Below are 22,014 nucleotides of genomic sequence, written 5' to 3'. Positions count from 1 at the left end.
AAATGAAACTAGCGATCGATGCAATGGGCGGTGACCATGCACCAAAGGAAATCGTGATTGGAGCAATGAAAGCCGTAGAAGCATTTTCTGATATACATATCACCCTCGTCGGCGATGAAACTAAAATCAAAGAATATTTAACGAACCATGATCGAATTACTATTTTACATACAACTGAGGTCATATTGGGAACTGATGAACCGGTAAGGGCAGTTCGCCGTAAAAAAAATGCGTCGATGGTTCTTGCGGCACAGCAAGTAGCTGATGGCTTAGCAGATGCATGTATTTCTGCTGGTAATACGGGTGCATTAATGGCAGCAGGACTCTTTGTAGTGGGAAGAATTGACGGGATTGATCGCCCGGCTCTTGCCCCAACCCTGCCGACCATTGGCGGAGAGGGATTTTTGCTGTTGGATGTTGGTGCAAATGCTGATGCGAAGCCGGAGCATATCCTTCAATATGCAATAATGGGCTCAATCTACAGTGAAAAAGTAAGAGGGATTGCTAGACCGAGAGTGGGTCTTTTAAATATTGGTACTGAAGAAAAAAAGGGTAATGAACTTACAAGACTGTCATTTGATCTCTTAAAAAATGCGGATTTGAATTTTGTTGGTAATGTGGAAGCACGTGACTTGCTGGAAGGTGTAGCTGATGTGGTTGTAACAGATGGATTCACGGGCAATATGGTTTTGAAAACAATTGAAGGTACCGCACTTTCCATGTTTAAGATGTTAAAAACAGCTTTAACTAGCAGCTTCAAAAGTAAATTGGCTGCTGCCGTTTTGAAGCCGAATCTATATACATTAAAGAATACAATGGATTATTCGGAGTATGGCGGGGCTGGATTGTTTGGCATAAAAGCTCCGGTCATAAAGGCTCATGGCTCTTCAAACGGACAATCAATTTTCAGTGCCATTCGTCAAACACGGGAAATGGTAGGAAAAGATGTTATTACACTAATAAAAAAATCGGTGGAAGATTCAAATTCTTCTAAAATAGAACGCTGAAAGGAGTGCTGAAATGGGTAAGATAGCATTTGTATTTCCGGGACAAGGTTCACAAATAGTAGGAATGGGGAAAGAACTGGCTGAAAAGAATCCGGAGGTAATGATGTATTTTTCAAAAGCGGACGAGGTGTTAAAAGATCAGCTAAGTAATGTCATTTTTGAAGGACCGCAGGAAAAACTTACTTTAACGGTAAACGCTCAGCCTGCCTTGCTGACGACTAGTATAGCGGTTTTAGACTTTTTCAAGAAATCCGGTATTCAAGCTGATTTTGTAGCCGGTCATAGTCTTGGTGAATATACGGCACTTGTGGCAGCAGGTTCACTAACCTTTGAAGAAGGAGTGTATGCAGTTAGAAAAAGAGGAGAGTTTATGGAACGTGCCGTCCCTAATGGCGAAGGGACGATGGCTGCAGTTCTAGGGCTTGATCGCGAGCGTCTTTCGACCGTTACGGCCGAGGTAGACCAATCAGGTTTTCAGGTATCTCTCGCTAATATAAATTGTCCCGGTCAAATTGTTATATCCGGTTCTAGAAAAGGTGTAGAACTGGCAGGGGAAAAAGCAAAAGAAGCAGGGGCTAAGAGAGTTATTCCATTAGAGGTAAGCGGGCCATTTCATTCTTCCTTAATGAAACCGGCATCCTCGGAGCTCCGGAAAGTATTGGATAGTCTGAACATGAAGGATGCCAAAATTCCCGTCGTGGCAAATGTTACGGCCGAGCCGATGAGCATGGCTTCTGAAATCAAGGAAAAACTACTTGAACAGCTTTATTCCCCGGTTTTATGGGAAGATTCTGTCAAAAAAATGATTGATCTTGGAGTAGATACATTTATCGAGGTGGGCCCGGGTAAGGTTCTTACGGGTTTAGTTAAAAAAATTAACCGTTCGGTAAAAACGTATTCCGTTTCGGATGAAGAAAGCTGTCAAGCTGTAATTGACGCCCTAAAGGAGGAAAAACTATGAATTTAGCAGGGAAATCAGCTCTTGTTACGGGTGCATCTAGAGGCATAGGAAGAGAAATAGCCTTGGAGCTTGCAAGACAGGGAGCAAATGTAGCAGTCAATTTTGCAGGCAGTGAAGCAAAAGCGAATGAAGTAGTCGATGAAATAAAAGCCCTTGGCAGGGATGCATTTACCGTAAAGTGTGATGTTTCAAATTCAGAAGAAGTGAACGAAATGGTAAAAAATACTATTGACCGTTTTGGCAAACTTGATATTCTTGTTAATAATGCAGGTATAACAAAAGATAATTTATTAATGAGAATGAAGGAAGAAGAATGGGACGATGTCATTAATATAAATCTAAAAGGGGTATTCCTTTGCACGAAAGCAGTGACAAGGCAAATGATGAAGCAACGGGTTGGCAGGATTATCAACATTGCCTCCATTGTCGGTGTCAGCGGAAATCCGGGCCAAGCAAACTATGTCGCAGCAAAAGCAGGAGTTATTGGTTTGACAAAAACAACAGCAAAAGAGCTTGCATCACGCAATATTACGGTTAATGCTGTCGCACCCGGCTTTATTACAACCGATATGACGGATAAATTAACTGAAGAAATAAAAGCCGAGATGTTAAAACAGATACCATTGGCCAGATTGGGAGAACCTAAAGATATTGCCAAGGTAACCGCTTTTCTTGCATCCGATGATTCAGCTTATATGACGGGACAGACCCTTCATATTGATGGCGGAATGGTAATGTAATATTTTATTTTAAATTTGCATTTATTATTTTAGGCAAATACTCTATAATAGCTTGAGGGGAGGTGAACAAGCATGGCAGATGTATTAGAACGTGTAACAAAAATCATCGTTGACCGTTTAGGAGTAGACGAGTCTCAAGTTACGCTTGAAGCTTCTTTTAAAGAGGATCTTGGCGCTGATTCCCTTGACGTAGTTGAACTAGTAATGGAATTAGAAGATGAGTTCGATATGGAAATTTCTGACGATGATGCTGAGAAAATCGGCACAGTTGGTGATGCTGTTAATTACATAAATAGCACGAAGTAATCGTTGGATTTACTCACAAAGCTCCGTTTTCAAACGGGGCTTTATTCTGTAAAATAGAACTTGGCAGTCCAATAGTGCTGCCAAGTTTCTTTGCGTTTTAACAGCAAGTTTTTTAAACTAAGTAATGAAGTGTTTAAATTAGAAGCAAGGTGGAGACTTTATGCGCAGAAATGGGAATGAAAAAGAAGTGAACAATCGCGCAAAAGAAAATCAATTTAAGGATTTTCAACAATTTATTGGCTTTCGTTTTGAAAACGAAAAATTATTAAAGCAAGCTTTTACTCATTCATCCTATGTGAATGAGCATCGCAAAAAGCCTTATGAAGATAATGAAAGGCTGGAATTTTTAGGAGATGCCGTACTCGAGCTTACTGTATCCCAATTCCTTTTTAAAAAATATCCAATGATGAGTGAAGGGGAATTGACGAAACTCAGGGCAGCGATTGTTTGTGAGCCGTCGTTAGTTTCATTTGCTAATGAACTTTGTTTTGGAAAATTAATTCTGTTAGGAAAAGGAGAAGAAATGACCGGCGGAAGAGAGCGCCCGGCACTCCTGGCAGATGTTTTTGAAGCATTCATTGGGGCTCTTTATTTGGATAAGGGAATTGAAAGCGTCATTGAATTTCTCGAGAAAGTGGTGTTTCCTAAAATAAATGCAGGTGCTTTTTCTCATGTGATGGATTTTAAAAGCCAACTGCAGGAATTAATTCAGCGGGATGGGACAGGTGTGATTGAATATCGCGTTCTCCAAGAAAAAGGACCTGCTCATAATAAGGAATTTGTTTCCAAAGTCTCGTTGAATGAGGAACAATTAGGGATAGGAACGGGAAAATCTAAAAAAGAAGCGGAACAGCATGCTGCCCAAATGGCGTTGGAGGTACTTAAAGCAAAAACAACCTTGTAATTACAATATTATATGCTTAGGAGAAATCCCGGTCAGTAAAGGGAGGATAAGAAATGTTTTTAAAACGGTTGGACATCATTGGATTTAAATCTTTCGCTGATCGAATTGGAGTGGATTTTGTACCTGGAGTAACTGCTGTGGTAGGTCCGAATGGAAGTGGAAAAAGTAATATCACCGATGCAATCCGCTGGGTATTAGGTGAACAATCGGCTAAATCACTCAGAGGCTCCAAAATGGAGGATATCATTTTTGCCGGCAGTGATTCGAGAAAGGCTCTTAATTATGCTGAAGTTACCTTGACGCTCGATAACCAAGATCAAGGATTATCAATCGATTACAATGAGGTAAGTGTAACTCGAAGGGTGTCCCGCTCTGGAGAAAGTGAATTTTTAATCAATAAACAGGCGTGCAGGCTTAAAGATATTATTGATTTATTTATGGATTCGGGCCTTGGAAGAGAAGCATTTTCGATTATAAGCCAAGGAAAGGTAGAAGAAATCTTAAACAGTAAAGCGGAAGATCGCCGAACTATTTTTGAAGAAGCAGCAGGGGTTTTAAAATATAAAAATCGCAAGAAAAAAGCAGAAGCAAAACTGACGGAAACACAGGAAAATCTAAACCGTGTTAATGATATATTATATGAGCTTGAAGGACAGGTAGAGCCGTTAAAAATTCAAAGCTCAATGGCAAAGGACTATTTAGAGAAAAAAGAAGAACTTGAAAAAATAGAAGTGGCCTTAACGGTTTATGAAATTGAAGACCTTCATCGAAAATGGGAAATGCTTACCAAACAGCTTGGGGAACATCAGCAGGAAGAACTTAAGCTTTCTGCACAGCTGCAAAAAAAGGAAGCAAAAATTGAAGAGACCAGGGATCATTTGACCGCATTGGATGAATCAATTTCAGATTTGCAAAATGTTCTTCTTCATGCTAGTGAAGAACTTGAAAAGCTTGAGGGGAGAAAAGAAGTTTTAAAGGAACGAAAGAAAAATGCTTCCCAAAATAAAGAGCAACTGGAAAAAAATATTTCTGACTTAACTGAAAAGATAAGTACGCTAAAAAATAATCGGGATACTCAAGCAGAGTCTGTGAAAGTTCTTGGCGAGCAGGCAAAAAAACTACAAGAAATGTTAAAAGAAAAGCAGGAGAAACTGCTGCTATATACAGAAAATATTGATGAAAAAATTGATTCATTAAAAAGTGAGTACATTGAGCTTCTTAATGATCAAGCGGGTGCAAAAAATGAACTGAAGTATATTGAACAACAGCTTGAAGCACAGAAGAGAAAAAGCTCCCGCCTTGATACCGAAAATGAAAAATTCATCCAAGACCGACAAGGTGCACAAACAAAAAAGTTTCAAATCCAACAAGCCTTAGAAGAAATTCAAAAAAAACTGGCAGATCAAGTGGTATCATTTCGTGAACAACAGTATAGGCTTGAGTCTTTGAAAACCAATTATGAAAAACAAGAAAAGACTTTATACCAAGCATATCAAATTCTTCAACAGGCGAAGTCCAGAAAAGATATGCTTGAAGAGATGGAAGAGGATTATTCCGGCTTCTTTCAAGGGGTAAAAGAAGTTCTTAAGGCCCGCGGGAAAACCTTAAATGGGATTGAAGGCGCTGTTGCGGAACTCGTGGCCGTTCCGAAAGAGTACGAAATGGCTATTGAAACAGCGTTTGGCGGTGCACTGCAGCATATTGTCGTTGATACAGAGCAAAATGCTCGAACGGCGATTCAATATTTAAAACAGAATTCATATGGCCGGGCAACTTTTTTACCCTTAAGCGTGATGAAAGGCAGACCATTGACTGCAGCACAAATGTCATCCATACAGAATCATCCGTCTTTAATAGGGCCGGCGGTTAGCCTTGTTAAATTTGAGCAAAAGTATTCAGAGGTCATGAATAACCTTTTAGGCAATGTAGTCATAACGAAAGACCTTAAGGGTGCAAATGAATTGGCCAAGATTCTCCAATATCGCGTCCGTTTGGTTACGATCGATGGTGACATCGTTAATCCTGGCGGTTCAATGACAGGTGGAGCCGTTAAGCAAAAAACTTCTTCGCTTTTAACACGAAAAGGTGAGCTTGAGGAATTAAAAGAAAAACTGGCTATTATGAATGATAAAACAGTTAGTTTAGAAACAACTGTTAAAACATTAAAAGAAGATGTTCAAAAGTATCAATTCCAGCTTGAAGACATGCGTAAAGACGGCGAAGAATTAAGAATAGAGGAACAGTCATTGAAAGGGGATCTTCTTCATGCAGAACTCGAAGAAAAGAATATCAATGACCGTTTAGCCATTTATGATCTTGAAAAGGGACAATTTACAAAGGAACAAGAGTCATTGGTGAAAAGAAAGCAAGAATTGTCCAAAGCGATGGAAACTTATAAGGAGGATATCGCAGCCCTGGATGGTCAAATTGTGAAGCTTACACAACAAAAGACAAGTGATTTGACATCGAAAGAAGCACTTACGAATGAAATAAGTGATTTAAAGGTAGAGTTTGCATCGAAAAATGAACAGTTTTTAAATTCAAAAGAACGGTTTGCCCTAATAAAGGAAGACTTGGAAGACAGTGAACTTAGGCTTACGAATTATACGGAAGATCTTCATTTGTTATCTTCTGAAATGAGTAATAGTTCATCCGGTGAGGAACAATTAGATGTGGCTGCCAAACGAAAGCAACAGGATAAAGAAGAAACAATTAAACTAATTTCTTCAAGAAGACATGAACGACTGGAGCTTCAAAGTACACTTGAAGGTGCAGAATTAGAAGCAAAAGAATTAAAGCGGCTTCATAAGGGTATGGTTGAGATACTAAAGGATGAAGAAGTAAAGATTAATCGCTTGGATGTGGAGCTTGAAAATCGGCTGGCTCACCTTCGCGAAGAGTATTTATTATCGTTTGATGGTGCAAAAGAACAATATCCATTAACGATCCCCGTAGATGAAGCACGAAAAAAGGTAAAACTAATTAAATTGGCAATTGAAGAGCTTGGAAATGTTAATCTCGGAGCGATTGAAGAGTATGAACGTGTTTACGAGCGCTATGAATTTTTGAATGAACAACGGACTGATCTTCAGGAAGCTAAAGATACCCTTTTTCAAGTTATTGAAGAGATGGACGAAGAAATGAAGAAACGTTTCCAACAAACGTTTGAAGGAATTCGCGAACATTTTGAACCCGTTTTTCGTGCCTTATTTGGCGGCGGAAGAGCGGACCTTAGGCTAACAGTACCGGGGGATTTATTGAATACCGGTGTTGAAATTGTTGCCCAGCCACCTGGAAAAAAGCTTCAAAATTTAGGGCTTTTATCCGGAGGAGAGCGGGCACTGACAGCGATTGCCTTGCTATTTTCAATTTTAAAAGTACGTCCTGTGCCATTTTGTATTCTTGACGAGGTGGAAGCTGCACTTGATGAAGCTAATGTCCATCGCTTCAGCCAATATTTAAAACGATATAGCACTGAAACTCAGTTTATCGTCATTACCCATCGAAAAGGCACAATGGAGGAAGCGGATGTACTATATGGTGTAACCATGCAGGAATCCGGGGTCTCTAAACTGGTATCTGTCCGATTAGAGGATACGAAGGAACTTGTTGAATCTTAATAAAGGAAGTGAAAAAAATGAGCTTTTTTAAAAAATTAAAAGAAAAAATCACGAAACAAACGGATACTGTTACTGAAAAGTTTAAGGAAGGTTTAACGAAAACAAGGAATAACTTTTCCGGAAAAGTAAACGATCTTGTTGCCAGATACCGGAAAGTCGATGAGGACTTCTTTGAAGAACTGGAAGAAATTTTAATCCAGGCAGATGTCGGCTTTGATACGGTGATGAAATTGATTGATGAGCTGAAAATGGAAGTGAAACGCCGTAATATACAAGACCCATGGGAAGTTCAAAGCGTAATTTCTGAGAAGCTTGTCGAAATTTACCATACAGGCGGCGAACAATCCGCAAAATTGAATTTTCAAGCAGATGGATTGACCGTTATTTTATTTGTCGGCGTAAATGGAGTAGGGAAAACAACAACTATCGGGAAGCTTGGTCATAAGTTTAAGAGTGAAGGAAAAAAAGTTTTAATGGCTGCAGGGGACACTTTCCGTGCAGGTGCTATTGAGCAACTTGAAGTTTGGGGAGAAAGAGTCGGTGTTGATGTCATTAAACAAGCGGAAGGGTCCGACCCGGCAGCCGTTATGTATGATGCGATTCAAGCGGCAAAATCGCGGAAAGCCGATATATTATTATGCGATACAGCTGGTCGTCTGCAAAATAAGGTCAACCTGATGAAAGAGCTCGAAAAGGTGAAGCGGGTAATCGAAAGAGAGATTCCGGGAGCACCCCATGAAGTGCTTCTAGTCCTTGACGCAACAACAGGTCAAAACGCTCTAATCCAGGCAAAGACTTTTAAAGAAGTAACAAATGTTAGTGGAATTGTTCTTTCTAAGTTAGATGGAACAGCAAAAGGTGGAATTGTCCTTGCTATTCGTAATGAATTAAAGATCCCGGTAAAATTTGTCGGTCTGGGTGAAAAAATGGACGACCTTCAAGAATTCGATGCTGAAAAATATGTTTATGGGTTATTTGCGGACCAAGTGGAAAAATCAGAATGATGATAGGTTTTAAAAGCCTTATTTTTTAGAAATACTGCTTCTCATTACCGGGAAGAGTTGCCAATCTATAAGAATATTTTTACTTAAACCTCTAAAGTTTTTAATCTCTTAACATGTAAAGACATATTCTTGACAGACCCGGTCTGACTGTGTAAACTACATTTGTAAAGGCTTTTCACTTAACACAAGGAGGGATTAGCATGCTTGAAAAGACGACACGAATGAACTATCTTTATGATTTTTACTATTCGTTGTTAACGCCAAAGCAGCAAAGCTATATGTCTCTCTATTATTTAGATGATTACTCCCTAGGAGAAATTGCTGAAGAATACGATGTTAGCCGCCAAGCCGTATATGATAATATAAAGCGTACGGAAGCAATGCTGGAGGAATATGAGGAGAAGTTGTTATTATTCCAAAAATTTCAAGAGCGCAGCAGGCTTTTAAGGCATTTTAAAGAATTGCTAAATGAGGAACACCCTTCAAAGCAGGCAATACTAGAAGCAGTTGCCGAGCTTGAGAAATTAGATTAGGAGGCGGCATAAATGGCGTTTGAAGGATTAGCCGACCGACTGCAAAGTACAATCCAAAAAATCCGCGGAAAAGGAAAGGTCTCAGAAGCGGATGTAAAAGACATGATGCGTGAAGTTCGTCTTGCGCTTCTCGAAGCGGACGTAAACTTCAAAGTCGTTAAAGATTTTGTTAAAAAAGTTAGTGAACGTTCTATAGGGCAGGAAGTGCTGAAAAGCTTAACCCCCGGTCAGCAAATCATTAAAATTGTTAATGAAGAATTAACTGAATTAATGGGGGGCGAGCAAAGTAAAATCGCTGCATCTAACCGACCGCCAACTGTCATTATGATGGTTGGTTTGCAGGGAGCCGGTAAAACAACATCGACAGGTAAACTTGCTAACTTGCTTCGAAAGAAGTATAACCGAAAACCTTTACTTGTTGCTGCCGATATTTATCGTCCAGCTGCAATTAAGCAGCTTCAAACACTTGGCAAACAACTGGATATGCCGGTTTTTTCACTTGGGGATCAGGTGAGCCCTGTCGAAATTGCGAAACAAGCGATTGATAAAGCCAAAGAAGATCATCAAGATTATGTGCTAATCGATACAGCAGGACGACTTCATGTCGATGAAGCATTAATGGACGAGCTAAAGGACATTAAAGAATTAACAAAGCCGGATGAAATCTTTCTTGTTGTTGATGCAATGACAGGTCAAGATGCAGTGAATGTGGCTCAAAGCTTTAATGAACAGCTGGGATTAACCGGGGTAGTGCTAACAAAGCTTGACGGCGACACTCGAGGCGGCGCGGCACTTTCTATTCGTGCAGTCACTCAAACTCCTATTAAATTTGTTGGTCTTGGCGAGAAAATGGATGCCCTTGAGCCGTTTCACCCTGAGAGGATGGCATCTAGAATCCTTGGCATGGGTGATGTACTGACACTTATTGAGAAAGCACAGGCTAATGTTGATGAACAAAAGGCAAAAGAGCTTGAACAGAAAATGCGGACAGCTACGTTTACGCTTGACGACTTTTTGGATCAGCTTGGCCAAGTTCGTAATTTGGGTCCACTTGATGAATTATTAAAAATGATGCCCGGTGCAAACAAAATCAAGGGTTTGAATAATCTGCAAATCGATGAAAAGCAAATTGCACATGTTGAGGCGATTATCAGGTCGATGACGAAAGAAGAAAAAAGTCATCCGGAAATCATGAACTCAAACCGCAAAAGACGGATTGCCAAAGGAAGCGGACGAACTGTCCCTGAGGTAAACCGCTTGCTGAAGCAATTTGAAGATATGAAAAAGATGATGAAGCAAATGACAGGAATGCAGCAAAAAGGAAAGAAAAAAGGCGGATTTAAATTTCCGTTTAAACCTTTCTAGTTCCTGTAAAGAAAAAAGACTTTACAAACATATTAACATTCTGGTAATATAATTTATTGTGTTAGACTATTCGGAGGTGCTTATTTAAAATGGCAGTAAAAATTCGTTTAAAACGTATGGGAGCTAAAAAAACTCCTTTCTATCGTATTGTAGTAGCTGATTCCCGTTCACCGCGTGATGGACGTTACATTGAAATCGTTGGAACTTACAATCCGGTTGCACAACCTGCTCAAGTTCAAATCAACGAAGAATTAGCTCTTAAATGGTTACAAGACGGTGCTAAACCATCTGATACAGTTCGTAACCTGTTCTCAAACCAAGGCATCATGGAAAAATTCCATAATGCTAAATTAAGCAAGTAATCGAAGTCGACGATGAAACTATTGATCGAAACGATTGTTAAGCCCCTTGTCGATTTTCCCGAAGACGTTCATGTGGATGTCCTCGAAGATGACAACCGGGTTACCTATCAGCTTTCTGTCAACCAGACGGATATGGGAAAAGTGATAGGTAAGCAGGGGCGCGTTGCAAAGGCCATTAGGACTGTTGTCTATGCAGCAGGATCATCACAACAGAAGAAAATTTTTCTAGAAATTGGTGAATAGCTTTTTGCATCTAGATGAAGGGAGGGGTATAAACCCTCCCTTTTTGCTCATTCAAAAAAGATAAAATCTTAGAATGGATGAAGGTGGCAGAGAAATGCAACTGATTCAAACTGTTGTGGTAAAACAAATTTTGACGGAAAACAGCAAACAAAAATTACTTGAAAAATATTTTGCCCGGAAGTTGCAATTGCAAAAAGAATATGAACAGCTTCAATTTGAACTAAAAAAACTTGAAAAAACGAAAAAGTTTCAACCAAGTGAACTAAGGAAACACTTTGAAAAAGAGCTTCAAAAGCGATATGAAAAAGAAAAGCTTCTTGAGTTTCAAATTGAACAACTACATATGCTGCCAATAGGCAGTGAATTAAAGGAAAAAGAGGTTCAAGCCCTGATCGAAATAAAGGTCGGAGATGTATGGGATGAACGAATGGGACAAACTACAATCATAATTAAGGATGGCGTCATAGAAGAAATACGATAGAGGTGAAAAGCTAAATGGATAAATGGTTTAATGTAGGGAAAATTGTCAATACTCACGGAATAAGAGGTGAGGTTCGGGTTATATCAAGGACAGACTTTCCTGAGGAGCGTTATAAGATCGGAAATGTTCTGTATTTATTTTTACCAAAATCGAATACACCGATTGAGTTAACAATTAAAAGCCATCGCAGCCATAAGAATTTTGAACTGCTTACTTTTGAAGGGTTAGAAAACATAAATGATGTTGAAAAGTTTCGCGACGGTATCCTGAAGGTTCCGGAATCACAACTTGGTGATTTGGAGGAAGATGAATTCTATTTTCACGAAATTATCGGCTGTCATGTCGTAACCGTAAATGGAGAAGAGATTGGGAAAATTACTGAAATTCTTACTCCGGGTGCTAATGATGTTTGGGTGGTAAAAGGCAAGAGCGGTAAAGAATTGTTGATTCCTTATATCCATGACGTAGTTAAAAAAGTAGATGTAAAAGAAAAAGTCATTGTTATCGACCCAATGGAAGGGTTATTTTCATGATGAAGATTGATGTTCTTACGCTTTTTCCGGAAATGTTTTCGGGTGTATTCGGGCAATCCATATTGCAAAAGGCAGCTGAAAAATCAGCCGTCCAATATAATGTTGTCAATTTTCGCGATTATGCCGATAACAAGCATAACACAGTAGATGACTACCCATATGGGGGCGGTGCCGGAATGGTGCTAAAGCCACAGCCAATTTTCGATGCTGTTGCTGCATTAAAGGAAAATGCGGACAGCAAAAAAACAAAAGTAATTCTTCTTTGTCCACAAGGAGAACGTTATGACCAAAGGAAAGCGGAAGAGTTGGCCAAGGAAGAGCATTTAATCTTTATATGCGGTCATTATGAAGGCTATGACGAAAGAATTCGTGAGCATGTAGTAACGGATGAAATCTCAATTGGTGACTATGTTTTAACGGGGGGAGAGCTCGGGGCAATGGTTGTCATTGATAGTGTGGTTCGGCTCTTACCTGAAGTGTTGGGTAATCAGGAGTCACATATGAAGGACTCATTTAGCACAGGTTTACTTGAACATCCTCACTATACGAGACCTGCCGATTTTCGGGGAATGAAGGTTCCGGAAATCCTTTTATCAGGTAATCATAAATTAATAGAAGAATGGCGGAACAAAGAGGCACTACGCCGCACGATTCTTCGGCGGCCTGATTTATTAGATAATATGGAATTGACTGCAGAGCAGGAAAAATGGTTACAAGAAGTGAAAAAAGAACACAAGTAATGATTGCGCATGCCTTGCCTTTATGGTATGATATTTCTTGTGACTTGAGCTGAATATAATTCGGACAGAGTCTTATAACGATGTTCCGCTGCAATGGAAATGTAGATAGATATGCATGAGCGTCTGTTGGAAGGAGTTGAAAACGATGCAAAAATTGATTGAAGAAATCACAAAAGAACAACTTCGCACTGATCTTCCAGCTTTCCGTCCTGGTGATACTGTACGTGTACACGTTAAAGTTATCGAGGGTACTCGTGAGCGTATTCAGTTATTCGAAGGTGTTGTGATTAAGCGTCGTGGTGGTGGAATTAGCGAAACTTTCACAGTTCGTAAAGTTTCTTACGGTGTAGGCGTTGAGCGTACATTCCCTGTACACACACCAAAAATTGCGAAGCTTGAAGTAATCCGCCGCGGTAAAGTCCGCCGTGCTAAACTTTACTACTTGCGTAAACTTCGCGGTAAAAAAGCAAGAATTAAAGAGATTCGATAATATGAAAAGAAAAGAGCTTGCTTGTGAGCAAGCTCTTTTTTCATACATATCTTTTCCTTCTATATGTAAAAATAATGTTAGTAGACGGAATCAAATTGTTTCTGATTTTTAAACAAACTATTAAAGTTTGATTAAAAACTTTATCCCATCGTGTTAAATGTACTGAAGTTATGTAAAATAGGCTTTATAAAACATTTTTTTGCAGAGATTGGTGGGGACTATAGAATGACTAAAAAGAAAAATGAACTCTGGGAATGGACGAAGGCCCTTTTAATTGCTGTTTTGCTAGCAGGGGTTATTCGCTACGTTCTTTTTGCTCCAATTGTGGTAGATGGGTTATCGATGATGCCGACCTTACACGATCAGGATAGAATGATTGTTAATAAACTGGCATATAAAGTAGGACAGCCAAAGCGCTTTGATATCATTGTCTTTCATGCACCGGAAAATAAAGATTACATAAAAAGGGTAATTGGTCTTCCAGGCGACCGGATTGAGTACAAAAATGATACATTATACGTAAATGGAAAAGCGTATAAAGAACCATATTTGGATGAATATAAGAAGCAGGTAGAGGATGGACCGTTAACAGACCCATTTACATTAAAGGAAAAAATAGGCCGTGAAACAGTTCCGCCGGGGGAATTGTTTGTCATGGGAGATAATCGCCGCTTTAGTAAGGACAGCAGGCATATCGGGGCGATTCCAATGAGCAAAGTAATCGGTAAAGCAAGTATTGTTTATTGGCCTTTAAAAGACGCACATATCGAGTCAGTGAAATAGAGTTAGGGAGGTGGCAGCTTTGACGATCCAGTGGTTTCCAGGCCATATGGCCAAGGCTCGCAGAGAGGTCACAGAAAAATTAAAGCTTGTAGATATTATTTTTGAATTGGTCGATGCGAGAATACCTTATTCTTCACGAAATCCTATGATCGATGAAATCATTCAGCATAAGCCAAGATTGGTCTTATTAAATAAAGCTGATATGGCAGATAAAGAGGCGACAAGGGAATGGATCTCCTTCTTTGCGGAGCAGGGGATAAGGGCTCTTGCTATTAATTCTCAAGCAGGAGAAGGTATGCGGGACATCGCCCAAGCGTCACAAGAAATCTTGAAGGAAAAATTTGACCGCCTGAAGGCAAAAGGGGTAAAACCAAGAGCCATTCGAGCCATGATTGTTGGAATTCCAAATGCGGGCAAATCGACGCTTATTAATCGACTCGCTAAAAAAAATATTGCTAGGACCGGGAATACTCCCGGGGTAACAAAATCTCAGCAATGGATTAAAGTTGCCAAAGAGATGGAATTACTGGATACTCCAGGGATATTATGGCCAAAGTTTGAAGACCAAGAAGTTGGTATGAAACTGGCAATTACAGGTGCCATTAAAGACACATTATTAAATCTGCAGGATCTGACGGTCTATTCAATAAGGTTTTTGGAGCAGAAGTACCCTGAACGCTTAAAAGAACGTTATCAATTTGATTCTGTTCCTGAAGATGTGGTTGAAGTATTTGACCATATCGGCAAGCTAAGAGGCTGCTTAATGGGCGGAGGTCTTGTTGATTATGATAAAGTTGCGGAATTGGTTATTAGAGAGATAAGATCTGAGAAATTCGGGCCGCTTTCATTTGAGAGACCAGGAGATTTACTTGTACAGGAAAATGAGGAATTGGAATAGTGGCTCTCCATTTTGGAGAGCTTTACTTTTTCAATGTAAAAAAACTAACGGGTGAGTGGGATGAAAAGACTATCAATTGAACAAATAGAAAAACAGCTGAAGACCATTCTGGATGAGAAGGATCCATTCTTACTGGAGCTTGGAATGGATGAACGAAAAGGTGTCCAAAACAAGTTAGCCATATGGAGAAAACGAAGGGAACAGGAAAAAATTCTCCAAGCAAAATTTAATGAAATGAATTTTTTTGAGAGAAAATATCGTGCACAGGGTTATAAACATATTGCGGGAGTGGATGAAGTTGGCCGTGGCCCCCTTGCAGGCCCTGTTGTAGCTGCTGCTGTCATATTACCTGAGGATTTTTTCCTGGCAGGAATTGATGATTCTAAAAAGCTCTCTGAAAAAAAACGACTGGAATATGACGCGGTTATTCGAAAAGAAGCTCTAGCCTTCAGTGTGTCCATGATTCACGCCAGTGAGATTGATGAAATAAATATATATGAGGCAACAAAAAAAGCAATGAAATCCACGATAGTCTCGCTTTCACTTAAACCTGATTTTTTATTAATCGATGCAATGAAGTTGGATACCCCCTATCCTACTGATTCAATAATTAAAGGTGATGCAAAAAGCATTTCTATTGCAGCTGCCTCAATTGTTGCAAAGGTTGCAAGAGATCAACTAATGAAGGAACTAGCCGTTATTTACCCTGCCTATGGCTTTCAGCAAAACATGGGCTACGGAACAAAAGAACATATTTTTGCCATCGGGCAGCATGGTATAACTCCCTATCACCGCAAAACCTTTGCACCAGTTAAAAATCTTCTATCAGGCGACCTCTGGGATTTTGACGGAAATTAACAAAACAGGCTTTTTATTTGTCAGAATCAAAAATACCGATTTTTATTAATTGATTGTTACTGCTAAATGGACTGTTGATTGGAGCGGAAGGCGCGAAGACTCCTGCGGGAGTACGGGGCAGGGGAGACCCCGCAGGCGCCAAAGCGCCTGGAGCGCAAATCAACCGACATGTTGAAAAGCCTATATATAAATAATATTATAATAAATTAACGCGGTGAATTGTTAAAGAACATGAATTAAATAAAAAGCTATCGAAAGTTTTTCGACAGCCTGACAGGCTTTTTGCCTGTTTTTATTTTTTTAGTAAAATAAAATGCAGTAAAATTAACACTAAAGTCTTTTAAGTATACTGAACTAATGCGATTTGATTATTCTGAATTTTAGGATTAATATAGTTCCATTTGATAATGGTGGACAAGGTATGTGTCATTATATAAAATGAAAACGGAGTCAATTTTTTGAAGAGTTTGATAGGAGGATGGGAAATGAATATCCATGAGTATCAAGGAAAAGAGATCCTCAGAAAATATGGGGTTACAGTTCCAAATGGAAAAGTGGCATTTACGGTTGAAGAAGCTGTAGAAGCTGCTAAAGAACTAGGAACACAGATATGTGTTGTAAAGGCGCAAATCCATGCAGGCGGTCGGGGAAAAGCCGGTGGTGTTAAAGTTGCAAAAAACCTTGATGAAGTTCGTACATATGCAAACGAAATCTTAGGGAAAACATTAGTGACACATCAAACAGGTCCGGAAGGAAAAGAAGTAAAACGACTGCTAATTGAAGAAGGCTGCGACATTAAAAAAGAATATTATGTTGGTTTAGTATTAGACCGTGCCACTTCTCGCGTTGTGTTAATGGCTTCTGAAGAAGGCGGAACCGAAATCGAAGAAGTAGCAGAAAAAACACCTGAGAAAATTTTCAAAGAAGAAATTGATCCTGTGATTGGTTTACAGCCATTCCAAGCGCGACGAATCGCGTTTAATATCAATATTCCAAAAGAACTGGTCAATCAAGCTGTAAAATTTATGACAGCATTATATAATGCTTACATTGATAAGGATTGCTCCATTGCTGAAATTAATCCGCTTGTCGTTACAGGTGATGGGAAAGTAATTGCGTTGGATGCAAAATTAAATTTTGACTCCAATGCATTATATCGTCAAAAAGACGTACTTGCATATCGGGATCTTGAAGAAGAAGATGCAAAAGAAATCGAAGCATCTAAATATGATTTAAGTTATATTTCTTTAGATGGAAATATTGGCTGTATGGTTAATGGTGCCGGTCTTGCTATGGCTACAATGGACATCGTTAAACACTATGGCGGAGACCCTGCAAATTTCCTTGATGTTGGGGGCGGTGCTACAGCTGAAAAGGTTACTGAAGCATTTAAAATTATCCTTTCTGATCCTAACGTAAGGGGTATTTTTGTAAATATCTTTGGCGGAATCATGAAGTGTGATGTAATCGCTGAGGGCGTAGTTGAAGCGGCTAAGCAGGTTGGACTTAGTGTTCCACTTGTCGTTCGATTAGAAGGAACGAATGTTGACTTAGGTAAGAAAATCCTTGCTGAGTCAGGACTAAACATTACAGCTGCTGAATCCATGGCTGACGGCGCACAAAAAATCGTTTCATTGGTGAAATAGGATCCATAGAAAGGGGAATTAACGTGAGCGTTTTTATTAATAAAGATACGAAGGTAATTGTTCAAGGAATTACGGGTGGAACAGCCCGTTTCCATACAAAACAGATGCTTGAATATGGCACTAAAATCGTTGGGGGCACTTCTCCCGGTAAAGGTGGACAGGAAGTAGAGGGAGTACCTGTCTTTAACACAGTTAAAGAAGCTGTTGAGGCAACAGGTGCAACTGCATCCGTTATTTATGTTCCAGCCCCATTTGCAGCTGATTCAATCATTGAAGCAGTTGATGCAGAATTGGATCTAGCCATTTGTATAACTGAACATATCCCGGTACTGGATATGGTGAAGGTAAAACGTTACATGGAAGGCAAAAAGACTCGTCTTGTTGGTCCGAACTGCCCTGGTGTAATTACTGCGGATGAATGTAAAATTGGAATTATGCCGGGATACATCCATACAAAAGGCCATGTAGGTGTTGTTTCACGTTCCGGAACATTAACGTATGAGGCTGTTCATCAATTAACGCAGGCTGGAATCGGTCAAACTACTGCTGTTGGTATTGGTGGAGACCCTGTTAACGGTACTAACTTTATTGATGTCCTAAAGGCATTTAATGAAGACCCGGAAACATATGCGGTTATCATGATTGGTGAAATCGGCGGTACAGCAGAAGAAGAAGCAGCTGAATGGGTAAAAGCAAATATGATAAAACCTGTTGTCGGCTTTATCGGCGGGCGAACTGCACCTCCAGGAAAGCGTATGGGCCATGCCGGTGCCATTATATCGGGCGGTAAAGGTACAGCTGATGAAAAAATCCGCGTTATGAACGAATGCGGTATTAAAGTAGCTGACACTCCATCCGTTATGGGTGAAACATTAATCGAAGTATTAAAAGAAAAAGGTTTGTACGAAAAGTGCAAAACTCACTAATTAAAAAATCAAAACTTCTAGATTTGTGATCAGATAGTCCCTCATATTTTTGAGGGGCTATTTACACATATTTTTAATAATCTTAAAAAGGAGAATTAATATGGATGCCTTTAAGGAAAAGCTTATTTCTTTGCTTCATTATCCAAATATCTCATGGAATAGCGTATTTCAAATTCTAAAAAAAGACCCGACTCTTCAAACACTGAATCCGCAATTATTTCAACAGAGTTTTCTAGTTGCACCTAAAAATACTCTAATCCCCCCCTCCTACACTTCGATAAATAACCTTCAATGCGAAATCATCCATGAACAAATTCGCCAGTATGAAACTAACGACATTGCAGTGATCTCAATTTTTGATAAAGAGTATCCTTCAGCATTAAAAGAAATTTACCAGCCGCCATGGGCTTTGTTTGCAAAAGGAGATCTATCCATGCTTGAAAAAAAACCAAAACTTGCAGTAGTTGGTTCCCGGCAAGCTACACAGTATGGAAAAAATGCGATTCGACTCATTTTTCCGGGATTGATTGAAAAAGGGGTGTTGATTGTCAGTGGATTAGCTAAAGGAATTGATGCACTGGCACATGAATATGCGATAAAAAATGGCGGAAACACGATTGCCGTCATTGCCGGTGGTTTGTATCATATATATCCAAAAGAAAATATGGACCTGGCATTAGAATTAATGAAAACCCAGCTGGTTCTTTCAGAATATCCCCCGGATACAAAGCCACTTAAATGGCACTTCCCTGCCCGAAATCGGATAATAAGCGGCCTTTCAAATGGCACTTTCATTATTGAAGCAAAACGAAAAAGCGGATCATTAATTACTGCGAACTATGCAGTTAATGAGGGAAGGGATGTTTTTTCACTCCCGGGCAGCATTTTTAATCCTTTTTCGGTGGGGACGAATGACTTGATCCAGCAAGGAGCAAAGTTAGTGATGAAAGCAGAGGATATTTTAGAGGAAATTAGATTATAAATAAGGTTAATAATATTAAAGAGATTCAAGTAATTTTAGGTAAGAGAGATTTTTTCTGTATTTCGGATGAAAAAATTTGAAAAATTCTTTAAGTTTGCAGGTTTTTTTTGAATAAATGGGGAATTTAGCTTAAAAAGGTTGAAATTATTTCTAATATGTTATACATTTTCCATCAGATATTCGAAAAAACAGGTTTTAACCTAAAATAGCAGATAAATTATTATTTACAAGTTGTAAACGATTACATCCGCTTGCAAGTTTATTGACAATATCATGTGATTTATTCAATAATAATTGATATTTTATGAATAAAAGATGCATAACTTTGTTAGAAAGATAGTTAGACGAAATAAAATAGGAAAACTTTGGGATAAGGCATTTTTGTAAAGTATTTTCTCCTGTCCAAGTTGAAGATTTGGAATTAAGGAAAACTTCTCAAATTGTAAGCATCTTAGAAACAGGCAATTGCTTAGTTCGGGGCGCTTCCACACTTCTTATACCCTCTTAAGGAGGATTTTGAATGTCAGATTTTCTTGTTATCGTAGAATCGCCAGCAAAAGCGAAAACGATTGAACGTTATCTAGGGAATAAATATAAGGTAAAAGCTTCGATGGGCCATGTGCGTGATTTACCCAGAAGCCAAATGGGTGTCAATGTAGAAAATAGCTATGAACCAAAATATATTACGATCCGAGGTAAAGGGCCAGTCTTAAAGGAATTAAAAACAGCAGCAAAAAAGGCTAAAAAAATCTATCTCGCAGCTGACCCGGATCGCGAAGGAGAAGCAATTGCCTGGCACTTAGCCCATAGTCTGGATGTCGATATTACATCCGACTGCCGTGTTGTTTTTAATGAGATTACCAAGGAAGCGATAAAAGAATCCTTTAAACACCCTCGCCCAATTAATATGGACCTTGTAGATGCACAGCAGGCTCGTCGGATTCTTGATCGTCTAGTAGGCTACAATATTAGCCCGCTTCTTTGGAAAAAGGTGAAAAAAGGTTTAAGTGCAGGACGTGTACAATCAGTCGCTGTCCGTTTAATCATTGATCGGGAAAAAGAAATTCAAGCGTTTATACCGGAAGAGTATTGGACAATTGAAGGGGAGTTTCTAAAGGGGAAAGATCATTTTAGTGCGATTTTTCATTCCATAGCCGGCAAAGAAAAAACAGAACTTAAGTCCGAACATGATGTTGAAAATATTTTAAAACAAATGGACGGGAATAAGTTCAAAGTCGTTTCAGTTACGAAAAAAGAACGAAAAAGAAATCCTGCCCCGGCGTTTATAACCTCTTCCTTACAACAGGAGGCAGCGAGAAAGCTTAATTTTCGTGCTAAGAAAACGATGATGCTGGCTCAGCAGCTGTATGAAGGAATAGAGCTTGGAGCGCAGGGAACGGTCGGTCTCATTACCTATATGAGAACAGATTCAACAAGGATCTCTGAAGTTGCTCAGGTAGAGGCAGCAGATTATATACGTTCGGAATATGGAGAAAATTATATAAAAGAAGAACAACGAAAAGAAAAGAAACAATCAAATGCACAGGATGCCCACGAAGCGATTAGACCAACCAGCACATTACGGGATCCAAACAGTTTGAAGGAGTTTTTGTCCAGAGACCAATTCCGATTATACAAATTAATATGGGAAAGGTTTTTGGCCAGTCAAATGGCACAGGCTGTTATGGATACGATGAGTGTTGATTTACAGAACGGATCTGTCATTTTTCGGGCAACTGGCTCAAAAGTTAAATTTCCCGGTTTTATGAAGCTCTATGTGGAAGGGACCGACGATCAGGTTGAAGAACGGGATAAAATGCTTCCTGACCTAAAAGAAGGGGATGAAGTGTTTAAGAAGGATATCGATCCGAAACAGCACTTTACGCAACCGCCGCCACGGTATACTGAAGCAAGGCTTGTGAAAACACTAGAAGAATTGGGAATTGGCCGTCCTTCTACCTATGCACCGACATTGGACACGATTCAAAAACGAGGGTATGTTGCTCTTGATAACAAACGCTTTGTTCCAACGGAGCTGGGCGAAATTGTTCTTGAATTAATATTAGAATTCTTTTCCGATATTCTAGATGTGGAATTTACCGCAAAAATGGAACAAGGGTTGGATAATATCGAGGATGGAAAAGTTCGCTGGGTTGAAATTATCGACGGTTTTTACCAAGACTTTGAAACCCATCTAGAGAAAGCCGAAAAAGAAATGCAATCAGTGGAAATTAAGGATGAGCCCGCAGGCGAGGATTGTGAACAATGTGGAAACCCTATGGTTTTTAAAATGGGTAGATATGGTAAATTCATGGCTTGCAGTAATTTTCCTGATTGCCGGAACACAAAACCGATTGTAAAAGAAATCGGCGTAACTTGTCCTAAATGTAAAGTAGGGCAAATCATAGAACGAAAAAGTAAGAAAAAAAGATTGTTTTATGGATGCGATAGGTTTCCCGGCTGTGATTTTATTTCCTGGGATAAACCATTACCACGAAGCTGTCCTAAATGTGAAGGGCTCCTTGTAGAAAAGAAATTGAAAAAAGGTGTTCAAGTACAATGTACGGAATGTGATTACAAGGAAGAACAACAAAGTTAAAGGGTGGGCAAAGCCCACTCTTTCCTATTTCGC

At 39.4% G+C, this 22,014-nt stretch carries 22 protein-coding genes; all 22 read left to right on the top strand.

Annotated elements, in window-relative coordinates; all coding sequences use genetic code 11:
- The first annotated feature begins 2 nt into the window (after positions 1–2).
- The 22 genes from plsX to topA all read left to right on the top strand — a co-directional run bounded on the left by plsX (position 3) and on the right by topA (position 21,981).
- Entirely contained in the window at positions 3–1,007 is a 1,005-nt protein-coding gene (plsX, locus tag AC3ANV_RS20075) for a phosphate acyltransferase PlsX (RefSeq protein WP_488310436.1), read from the top strand.
- Positions 1,008–1,020: 13 nt separating this feature from the next.
- On the top strand, positions 1,021–1,968 hold the full coding sequence (fabD, locus tag AC3ANV_RS20070; RefSeq protein ID WP_488310435.1) for an ACP S-malonyltransferase: 948 nt from the start codon (positions 1,021–1,023) through the stop codon (positions 1,966–1,968).
- Positions 1,965–2,708, top strand: coding sequence for a 3-oxoacyl-[acyl-carrier-protein] reductase (gene fabG / locus AC3ANV_RS20065; RefSeq protein ID WP_488310434.1), 744 nt, complete (start codon positions 1,965–1,967; stop codon positions 2,706–2,708). The genes fabD and fabG overlap by 4 nt, the downstream gene beginning before the upstream one ends.
- Before the next feature lie 72 nt (positions 2,709–2,780).
- A complete protein-coding gene (gene acpP / locus AC3ANV_RS20060; protein WP_307406479.1) occupies positions 2,781–3,014 on the top strand; it encodes an acyl carrier protein in 234 nt (77 codons plus the stop codon).
- Between the two features lie 160 nt (positions 3,015–3,174).
- Positions 3,175–3,918 (top strand): ribonuclease III, encoded by a 744-nt coding sequence (gene rnc, locus AC3ANV_RS20055; RefSeq protein WP_488310433.1) that lies wholly within the window; start codon positions 3,175–3,177, stop codon positions 3,916–3,918.
- A gap of 53 nt (positions 3,919–3,971) precedes the next feature.
- On the top strand, positions 3,972–7,538 hold the full coding sequence (gene smc, locus AC3ANV_RS20050) for a chromosome segregation protein SMC (protein ID WP_488310432.1): 3,567 nt from the start codon (positions 3,972–3,974) through the stop codon (positions 7,536–7,538).
- A gap of 17 nt (positions 7,539–7,555) precedes the next feature.
- Complete coding sequence (ftsY, locus tag AC3ANV_RS20045; RefSeq protein WP_488310431.1) at positions 7,556–8,542, top strand: signal recognition particle-docking protein FtsY; 987 nt, start codon at positions 7,556–7,558, stop codon at positions 8,540–8,542.
- 200 nt (positions 8,543–8,742) lie between these two features.
- Entirely contained in the window at positions 8,743–9,075 is a 333-nt protein-coding gene (locus AC3ANV_RS20040) for a putative DNA-binding protein (RefSeq protein WP_488310430.1), read from the top strand.
- Between the two features lie 12 nt (positions 9,076–9,087).
- Positions 9,088–10,440 carry a signal recognition particle protein gene (gene ffh, locus AC3ANV_RS20035; RefSeq protein ID WP_488310429.1) on the top strand — a complete coding sequence of 451 codons (1,353 nt, stop codon included), beginning with the start codon at positions 9,088–9,090 and terminating at the stop codon, positions 10,438–10,440.
- An 89-nt stretch (positions 10,441–10,529) separates the two neighbouring features.
- Positions 10,530–10,802 carry a 30S ribosomal protein S16 gene (gene rpsP, locus AC3ANV_RS20030; RefSeq protein WP_071356109.1) on the top strand — a complete coding sequence of 91 codons (273 nt, stop codon included), beginning with the start codon at positions 10,530–10,532 and terminating at the stop codon, positions 10,800–10,802.
- A 12-nt stretch (positions 10,803–10,814) separates the two neighbouring features.
- Positions 10,815–11,045: a KH domain-containing protein gene (locus AC3ANV_RS20025; protein WP_488310428.1), complete on the top strand. Its 231-nt coding sequence runs from the start codon at positions 10,815–10,817 to the stop codon at positions 11,043–11,045.
- 94 nt (positions 11,046–11,139) lie between these two features.
- Positions 11,140–11,526, top strand: coding sequence for a YlqD family protein (locus AC3ANV_RS20020; protein WP_488310427.1), 387 nt, complete (start codon positions 11,140–11,142; stop codon positions 11,524–11,526).
- 14 nt (positions 11,527–11,540) lie between these two features.
- Positions 11,541–12,059 (top strand): ribosome maturation factor RimM, encoded by a 519-nt coding sequence (rimM, locus tag AC3ANV_RS20015; RefSeq protein WP_488310426.1) that lies wholly within the window; start codon positions 11,541–11,543, stop codon positions 12,057–12,059.
- Positions 12,056–12,799 carry a tRNA (guanosine(37)-N1)-methyltransferase TrmD gene (gene trmD / locus AC3ANV_RS20010; RefSeq protein ID WP_488310425.1) on the top strand — a complete coding sequence of 248 codons (744 nt, stop codon included), beginning with the start codon at positions 12,056–12,058 and terminating at the stop codon, positions 12,797–12,799. Before rimM ends, trmD begins: the two co-directional genes overlap by 4 nt.
- Before the next feature lie 145 nt (positions 12,800–12,944).
- Entirely contained in the window at positions 12,945–13,289 is a 345-nt protein-coding gene (gene rplS / locus AC3ANV_RS20005) for a 50S ribosomal protein L19 (RefSeq protein ID WP_307406791.1), read from the top strand.
- A 225-nt stretch (positions 13,290–13,514) separates the two neighbouring features.
- The gene (gene lepB / locus AC3ANV_RS20000) at positions 13,515–14,072 is read left to right on the top strand and encodes a signal peptidase I (RefSeq protein ID WP_488310424.1); all 558 of its coding nucleotides are present in this window, start codon (positions 13,515–13,517) and stop codon (positions 14,070–14,072) included.
- A 19-nt stretch (positions 14,073–14,091) separates the two neighbouring features.
- Entirely contained in the window at positions 14,092–14,970 is an 879-nt protein-coding gene (gene ylqF, locus AC3ANV_RS19995; RefSeq protein ID WP_488310423.1) for a ribosome biogenesis GTPase YlqF, read from the top strand.
- Between the two features lie 60 nt (positions 14,971–15,030).
- Positions 15,031–15,828 (top strand): ribonuclease HII, encoded by a 798-nt coding sequence (gene rnhB / locus AC3ANV_RS19990; RefSeq protein WP_488310422.1) that lies wholly within the window; start codon positions 15,031–15,033, stop codon positions 15,826–15,828.
- Between the two features lie 485 nt (positions 15,829–16,313).
- A complete protein-coding gene (gene sucC, locus AC3ANV_RS19985) occupies positions 16,314–17,474 on the top strand; it encodes an ADP-forming succinate--CoA ligase subunit beta (protein WP_488310421.1) in 1,161 nt (386 codons plus the stop codon).
- A gap of 23 nt (positions 17,475–17,497) precedes the next feature.
- Positions 17,498–18,400, top strand: a complete 903-nt coding sequence (sucD, locus tag AC3ANV_RS19980; protein ID WP_488310420.1) for a succinate--CoA ligase subunit alpha — start codon at positions 17,498–17,500, stop codon at positions 18,398–18,400.
- Between the two features lie 100 nt (positions 18,401–18,500).
- Positions 18,501–19,382, top strand: coding sequence for a DNA-processing protein DprA (gene dprA, locus AC3ANV_RS19975; RefSeq protein WP_488310419.1), 882 nt, complete (start codon positions 18,501–18,503; stop codon positions 19,380–19,382).
- Positions 19,383–19,902: 520 nt separating this feature from the next.
- Positions 19,903–21,981, top strand: a complete 2,079-nt coding sequence (topA, locus tag AC3ANV_RS19970) for a type I DNA topoisomerase (RefSeq protein ID WP_488310418.1) — start codon at positions 19,903–19,905, stop codon at positions 21,979–21,981.
- Positions 21,982–22,014 lie beyond the last annotated feature (33 nt).

Source organism: Neobacillus sp. DFD-2R (assembly GCF_057747865.1).
The sequence above is the reverse complement of the archived record's forward strand: the minus strand, read 5'-3'. Positions and strand labels throughout refer to the sequence as shown.

Coding starts and splice junctions, on each gene's coding strand:
- plsX (WP_488310436.1), top strand. CDS start 3: ATGAAACTAGCGATCGATGCAATGGGCGGTGACCATGCACCAAAGGAA.
- fabD (WP_488310435.1), top strand. CDS start 1,021: ATGGGTAAGATAGCATTTGTATTTCCGGGACAAGGTTCACAAATAGTA.
- fabG (WP_488310434.1), top strand. CDS start 1,965: ATGAATTTAGCAGGGAAATCAGCTCTTGTTACGGGTGCATCTAGAGGC.
- acpP (WP_307406479.1), top strand. CDS start 2,781: ATGGCAGATGTATTAGAACGTGTAACAAAAATCATCGTTGACCGTTTA.
- rnc (WP_488310433.1), top strand. CDS start 3,175: ATGCGCAGAAATGGGAATGAAAAAGAAGTGAACAATCGCGCAAAAGAA.
- smc (WP_488310432.1), top strand. CDS start 3,972: ATGTTTTTAAAACGGTTGGACATCATTGGATTTAAATCTTTCGCTGAT.
- ftsY (WP_488310431.1), top strand. CDS start 7,556: ATGAGCTTTTTTAAAAAATTAAAAGAAAAAATCACGAAACAAACGGAT.
- AC3ANV_RS20040 (WP_488310430.1), top strand. CDS start 8,743: ATGCTTGAAAAGACGACACGAATGAACTATCTTTATGATTTTTACTAT.
- ffh (WP_488310429.1), top strand. CDS start 9,088: ATGGCGTTTGAAGGATTAGCCGACCGACTGCAAAGTACAATCCAAAAA.
- rpsP (WP_071356109.1), top strand. CDS start 10,530: ATGGCAGTAAAAATTCGTTTAAAACGTATGGGAGCTAAAAAAACTCCT.
- AC3ANV_RS20025 (WP_488310428.1), top strand. CDS start 10,815: ATGAAACTATTGATCGAAACGATTGTTAAGCCCCTTGTCGATTTTCCC.
- AC3ANV_RS20020 (WP_488310427.1), top strand. CDS start 11,140: ATGCAACTGATTCAAACTGTTGTGGTAAAACAAATTTTGACGGAAAAC.
- rimM (WP_488310426.1), top strand. CDS start 11,541: ATGGATAAATGGTTTAATGTAGGGAAAATTGTCAATACTCACGGAATA.
- trmD (WP_488310425.1), top strand. CDS start 12,056: ATGATGAAGATTGATGTTCTTACGCTTTTTCCGGAAATGTTTTCGGGT.
- rplS (WP_307406791.1), top strand. CDS start 12,945: ATGCAAAAATTGATTGAAGAAATCACAAAAGAACAACTTCGCACTGAT.
- lepB (WP_488310424.1), top strand. CDS start 13,515: ATGACTAAAAAGAAAAATGAACTCTGGGAATGGACGAAGGCCCTTTTA.
- rnhB (WP_488310422.1), top strand. CDS start 15,031: ATGAAAAGACTATCAATTGAACAAATAGAAAAACAGCTGAAGACCATT.
- sucC (WP_488310421.1), top strand. CDS start 16,314: ATGAATATCCATGAGTATCAAGGAAAAGAGATCCTCAGAAAATATGGG.
- dprA (WP_488310419.1), top strand. CDS start 18,501: ATGGATGCCTTTAAGGAAAAGCTTATTTCTTTGCTTCATTATCCAAAT.
- topA (WP_488310418.1), top strand. CDS start 19,903: ATGTCAGATTTTCTTGTTATCGTAGAATCGCCAGCAAAAGCGAAAACG.